The sequence below is a fragment of the Trueperaceae bacterium genome, from assembly GCA_031581195.1.
Classification (GTDB): domain Bacteria; phylum Deinococcota; class Deinococci; order Deinococcales; family Trueperaceae; genus SLSQ01.
Genome location: JAVLCF010000136.1, coordinates 1 through 5538 on the forward strand (window position 1 = coordinate 1; position 5538 = coordinate 5538).

General features: G+C 73.3%; 5 protein-coding genes. 3 read left to right on the top strand and 2 right to left on the bottom strand.

Going from position 1 to position 5538, the window contains the following annotated elements; all coding sequences use genetic code 11:
- The 3 genes from RI554_10285 to RI554_10295 all read left to right on the top strand — a co-directional run.
- On the top strand, positions 1-584 hold a 584-nt coding region (locus RI554_10285), incomplete at its 5' end, for a metal ABC transporter substrate-binding protein (GenBank protein MDR9392402.1).
- A gap of 53 nt (positions 585-637) precedes the next feature.
- On the top strand, positions 638-1444 hold the full coding sequence (locus tag RI554_10290) for a metal ABC transporter ATP-binding protein (GenBank protein MDR9392403.1): 807 nt from the start codon (positions 638-640) through the stop codon (positions 1442-1444).
- 13 nt (positions 1445-1457) lie between these two features.
- The gene (locus RI554_10295; GenBank protein ID MDR9392404.1) at positions 1458-2297 is read left to right on the top strand and encodes a metal ABC transporter permease; all 840 of its coding nucleotides are present in this window, start codon (positions 1458-1460) and stop codon (positions 2295-2297) included.
- Between the two features lie 10 nt (positions 2298-2307).
- Here RI554_10295 and RI554_10300 read toward each other — a convergent pair whose 3' ends face one another.
- Both RI554_10300 and RI554_10305 read right to left on the bottom strand, forming a co-directional pair.
- Positions 2308-4149: a menaquinone biosynthesis decarboxylase gene (locus tag RI554_10300; protein MDR9392405.1), complete on the bottom strand. Its 1842-nt coding sequence runs from the start codon at positions 4147-4149 to the stop codon at positions 2308-2310.
- A 58-nt stretch (positions 4150-4207) separates the two neighbouring features.
- A complete protein-coding gene (locus RI554_10305) occupies positions 4208-5479 on the bottom strand; it encodes a TraB/GumN family protein (GenBank protein MDR9392406.1) in 1272 nt (423 codons plus the stop codon).
- Positions 5480-5538 lie beyond the last annotated feature (59 nt).

A 5538-nucleotide genomic window follows, 5' to 3' on the forward strand; every position in this document is an offset into this window, starting at 1 on the left:
ACGAGGACGAGCACGCCGATGAGCATGCGCACGAGGACGAGCACGCCGATGAGCACGCGCACGATCATGGGGACGGGAACCCGCACGTGTTCACCGACCCCGGCACCATGATGGAGATCACCCGCATCCTGGCGGACCGGTTCGCCGCCCACTGGCCCGAGGAGGCGGATGCGATCCGCGCTGCGGAGACCGCCTACCTCACCGACCTCGCCGCCCTCGACGCGGAGATCGCCACCCTCCTCGCGCCCGTCGCGGGGCAGGCGTTCGTGCCGTTCCACGACGCCTGGTCGTCGTTCGCCGCGCACTACGACCTGAACCTCGTGATGGAGATCGAGCCGTTCCCCGGCCGCGAACCGAGCGCCCGCCAGCTGGCCGAAGCGATCGACGTGCTCGCCGAGTACGACGCGCGCGCCATCTTCTCCGAGGTGCAACTCCCCGACCGCCCCGCCCGCGTCCTGGCCGACGAAGCCGGCGTCCGGCTCGGCATCCTCGACCCGCTCGGGGGCGGGGAGGGGCGCGAGGGGTACCTCGCGACGATGCGCTACAACGCCCAGACCATCCGCGACGCGCTGTCCGCCGACTGATGCGACGTGCGGTGGGCCGTGCCGCGCTACCCTGGAGGGATGGAGTTCACCCCGTGAGCGACGTCCCCGCCCCCACCACCCCCACGTCCCGGACCGAGGCCACCCCCTCGGCCCGGGACGCGGTCGCGGCCCCCGCGCTCGAGGTGACGGACCTGCGCGTGACGCGCGGCGAGGCCCTCGTCCTCGACGACGTGTCGTTCACCCTCCCCCGCGAACGCTTCCTCGCCGTCATCGGCCCCAACGGCGCGGGGAAGTCCACCCTCGTCCAGGCGCTCCTCGGCCTCGTGCGGCCCGACCGAGGCCGCGTCCGCGTGTTCGGGCGCGCGCCCCGCAGCGAACCTCGCCGCATCGGCTACGTCCCGCAACTCAAGACGTTCGACCGGACCTTCCCCGCCACCGCCCTCGAGCTCGTCGTGTCCGGCGCGCGCGGGCGCTGGCCGGCCCGCACCACCCCCACCGAGCGCGACGCCGCCTGCGCCGCCCTCGAACGGGTCGGCGCCACCCGCCTTCGCGACCGCCCGCTCGCCCGCCTCTCGGGCGGCGAACTGCAGCGCGCCTTCCTCGCCCGTGCCCTCGTGCGCGAGCCGGATCTGGTGATCCTCGACGAGCCCGCCACCGGCGTCGACTTCCTCGCCGAGCACGACCTCAACCACCTGCTCGAGGCCTACCAACGCGACGCCCGCGCGACGGTGCTGATGGTGACGCACGACCTCGCGGCCGCCCGCCACCACGCCAGCGACGTGCTCGTCCTCAACCGCGCCCGCATCGGCTTCGGCCCCCCCGAGCGCGCCCTCACGCGCGCCTGCCTCGAGCAGGCCTACGGGCACGTCGGGCACGACCACGACCTGGCCCTGCCGTGAGGGGGTGACGCCGATGGAGATCCTGCTCGAACCCCTCCAGTACGCCTTCCTCCAACGCGCCCTCCTCGGTGGCGCGGCGATCGCGATGATGACCGGCCTGCTCGGGGTGTTCGTCGTTCAGCGCGGCCTCGCGTTCCTCGGCAGCGGCCTCGCGCACGCCTCCTTCGGAGGGATCGCGCTCGGAGCGCTCGTCGCCTACGCCGTCGGCGGCGCCGGCCTCCTCGCGCAACCGTTGTGGGTGGCGCTGCCGTTCACGCTCGCCGCCGCCCTCGCGATCGCCTGGGTGCGCGACCGCACCGACCTCTCGAGCGACACCGCCATCGGCGTGTTCTTCGCCGTCGCCGTCGCGCTCGGGGTCCTGTTCCTCTCGCTCATCCCCCCCGACGCGAACGTCGTCGACGTCTACCACCTGCTGTTCGGCTCGATCCTCGCGGTCGGCCCCGCCGACCTCCGGATCATCCTCGTCACCGCCACCGCGGTCCTCGCCCTCCTGATCCTCACCTGGGGCCGCCTCGCCTACGCGACGTTCGACGCCGACCTCGCCGCCGCCGACGGCCTCCCCGTCCGCCTCCTCGACTACGGCCTGTTCGCCGTCGCCGCGGTCGCCGTCGTCGTCTCCGCGCAGGTCGTCGGGATCGTCCTGATGGCCGCCTACCTCGTGATTCCCGCCGCCGCCGCCCGCCTCGCCGCCCGCTCGCTCGTCGCCATGAGCGTCGGCGCGGTGACGATCGGCGTCACCACCACCCTCGTCGGGCTATTCGCCTCCTACGTCGCCGACGTCCCCAGCGGCGCCGCGATCATCCTGCTGCAGGCCCTCGTCTTCGGGGTCGCCGCCGTCACGTCCCGCCGCTGAGCGCGACGCGTCAGGCGTCGTCGCCGCCGCGCACCCGCGCGAGCAGGTCCGCGAAGCGGGCCTCCACCCGCTCGGTCACCGCGGGATCCATCGTGATCTTCTCCGGCCAGGCCCGCGCGAAGCCCTCCTCCGGCACCTTGCGGGTGGCGTCCACCAACCACGTGGGACCGCCCGCCGCGTCGTGCGCGACGCGCACGTCGCGCTCCGGATCGATGTTGTTCAGGGTCGTCCACATGACGTCCTCGAAGTCGGTGGGGTCGGTGTCGTCGTCCAGCACCGCGATCCAGCGCACGCCCTCCGCCGCCCCCTGCCGGGCCGCCCACTCCCCCAGATGCCGACCCTGGTCGGGGCGCGCCTTGTGGGTCGTGAGGAACCAGAAGCCACCCCCCGGCTGGTGCTGCGCCACCACCTCGGCGTGCGCCGGCAGGTCCGCCGCGTCGCGCGGCGGGGCGGGCGTCCAGGCGTCCCCCGGATCGCCGTCCGGGCGTTCCTCGGGATGCTTCTTCGTCCCGTCCACGATGAGTTTCGAGCCGTAACTCCAGGCGCGACTGGCGTGATCGAGAACGTCGATCGGGCCCTTCCCGAACGCCTCGTCGCGGCCCGGCACCGCGTGCGCCAGCACGTGCCGCCAGAACGCCTGGTGCGCCTGCGGGCGGGGCGCATCGCGGTCGGCGACCAACAGGACCTTCGCGAACATCATCTGCCCCAGCCCCAACAGGCCGTTCGCGACCTTGTAGGCGTGCCCCGGGTAGGCCTTGTCGATCGTGACGTTCACCAGGTTGTGCGCGATGCCGGCGGGCGGCATGTGGTAATCCGCGATCTCCGGAAGGATCAGTTGCGCCGGCACCAGGAACAACCGCTCGCTGGCCTCGATCAGGTAGGCGTCCTCCATCGGTGGGCGCCCGACGATCGTCGCGGGATAGATCGCGTCCTTGCGCATCGTCACGGCGGTCACGTGGAAGGCGGGGTAGAGGTCCTGCAGCGTATAGAAGCCGGTGTGGTCCCCGAACGGCCCCTCCACCCGCCACGCCTCCTCGGGATCGACGTACCCCTCGAGCACCACGTCGGCGTGCGCGGGCACCTCGAGGTCCACCGTCACGCCCTTCACCAACTCCACGCGCTTGCCGCGCAACCACCCGGTCAGCGAGTACTCGTTGATCCCCGGGATCGGCGGGAGCGGCGCCGTCGCGGCGTACGTCAGGGCCGGATCGCCCCCGAGGGCGACGGCGACCTCGAGGCGTTCCCCCTTCGCCTTGGCGTGCTCGAGGTGGCGCGCCCCCGTCTTGTGGCGCTGCCAGTGCATGCCGGTCGTCGTCCGGTCGAACACCTGCATGCGGTACATCCCGACGTTCACGTCCCCCTCCACCGGATCGCGACTGATCACCAGCGGCAGCGTCACGAACGGCCCGCCGTCCTCCGGCCAACAGTGCAGCACCGGGAGGCGGTTCAGGTCCACCTCGTCGCCCCGCCACACCACCTCCTGCGCCGGGGCGCGCCGGACGCGTTTGGGCGGCAACGACGCCAGGTCCTTCAACTTCGGGAGGTTCGACGCCAACCCCAGAAAGCCGCCCCCGATCTGGACGTCGATCAGATCCCGGACGCGATCGCCGATCGCGTCCAAGCTCTCCGCCCCCAACGCCCACGCGGTCCGCTGGGCGGTTCCGTAGAGGCCGATCACGAGCGGCAGGTCGCGATCCTCGACGTTCTCGAACAGCAACGCCGGCCCCCCCGCCTTCACCACCGCGTCGGCGAGCGCCGTGATCTCCAAGTACGAACTCACCGGCTCGCGGATGCGGACCAGTTCGCCCTTCTCCTCGAGGAACGCCACGAAACGCTGCAGGTCGCCGCTCATGCGCGCATGCTACCGACGGGCCCGCGCCGCGACGGCGCGCCGGGCCACAGACCGCGACTCAGAAGAGGCGCGTGAGGATGCGCGCGCCCGCCACCCACGTCCCGATCGCCGACCCCAGCGTCGCCCCGAGGAACACCAGCAACGCCCGCGCGACGCGGTTGCCGTACCAGCCGCGCAGGGTCGTCGCGTCCCGCCGGAGCGACGCGAAGTCCCCGACCCGCGGGCGGCGCACCCACACCTCGATGGCGGCCGCGACGAAGCCCGCCCCGATCGTCGGGTTGAGGCTCGTCAACGGCGCGGCGACCGCGGTCCCCAGGACCGTGAACGGGTGGCCGGCCGCCAGGATCGCCCCGACGGCCGACGCCCCCCCGTTGATCCACACCCAATCGCCGAGCAGCGTCCGGCCCAACGCCGGGTCGCGCACGAACCCGACGACGAACCCGGTGATCACCACCGCCGCGACGGCCCACGGCAGCGCCCGCACCCACCGCGCGGCGGGCGGCACCGTGTCGAGCGCCGCGATGCGCTCGGCGGGCGGGGCGTCGGGCCCGGCGCGCAACGTCGCCGCCACCCCCTTCAGGTGCCCCGCCCCAATGACCGCCAGCAGGTGCGGGCGTCCGCCGTCCTCCGCGTCGTCCGTCTCCGTCAGGCGGGCCGCCTCCTGCTCGAGGCGCGCCGCCATGTAGGCGTCGCGTTCCTCGATCAGGGGGCCGTACAGGCGCCCGCCCTGCTCCGCGAACTCCTCGAACGTCGCCTCGAGGACGTCGCCCTCCTTGAGGCGCTCGATCTCCGTTTCGTCGATCGCGTCGCGCGACAGGACGCTGCCCAGAAGCCCCGCGAACAGCTCGAAGCGCCCCCACCACGGCACGTTGCGGTAGACGCGCCGAAGCGTCGTCCCGATGTCGCGATCGATCGTGACGACCTCGAGTCCCGCCTCGTCGGCGCTACGGATGGCGTCGCGCATCTCCTGCCCCGGCTCGATGCCGTACTGGTCCGCCAACCGCTGCTGGAAGGCGCCCAACGCCAGGTTCGCCGCCATCGCCCCCGCCCGGCCGGTGCGCACCACCTCGAACAGGTCGGTCTTCAGGATGCGGTCGGGATCGACCAACGCCGCGTGGCGTTGCGCGTCGAGCTCGAGCGCGACGACGTCGTACGCCCCCGAGCGGATGCGGGCGACGACCTCCTCGGCGCTGGCGCGCGAGACGTGCGCGGTGCCGAGCAGCGTCACGTCGACGCCGTGCACCCGGACGGTCTCGACCGGACCGCCGGACGCGTCCGGCGGTCCGGCGTCCGCGCCGGGCGCGTCGGGGGGAGGGGGGGCGTCGCTCACGAACCCCGAGTCTACCGGCTCGCGCCCGCCGCGCGGGTCCGCCCGCCGTCCGGGGGCGC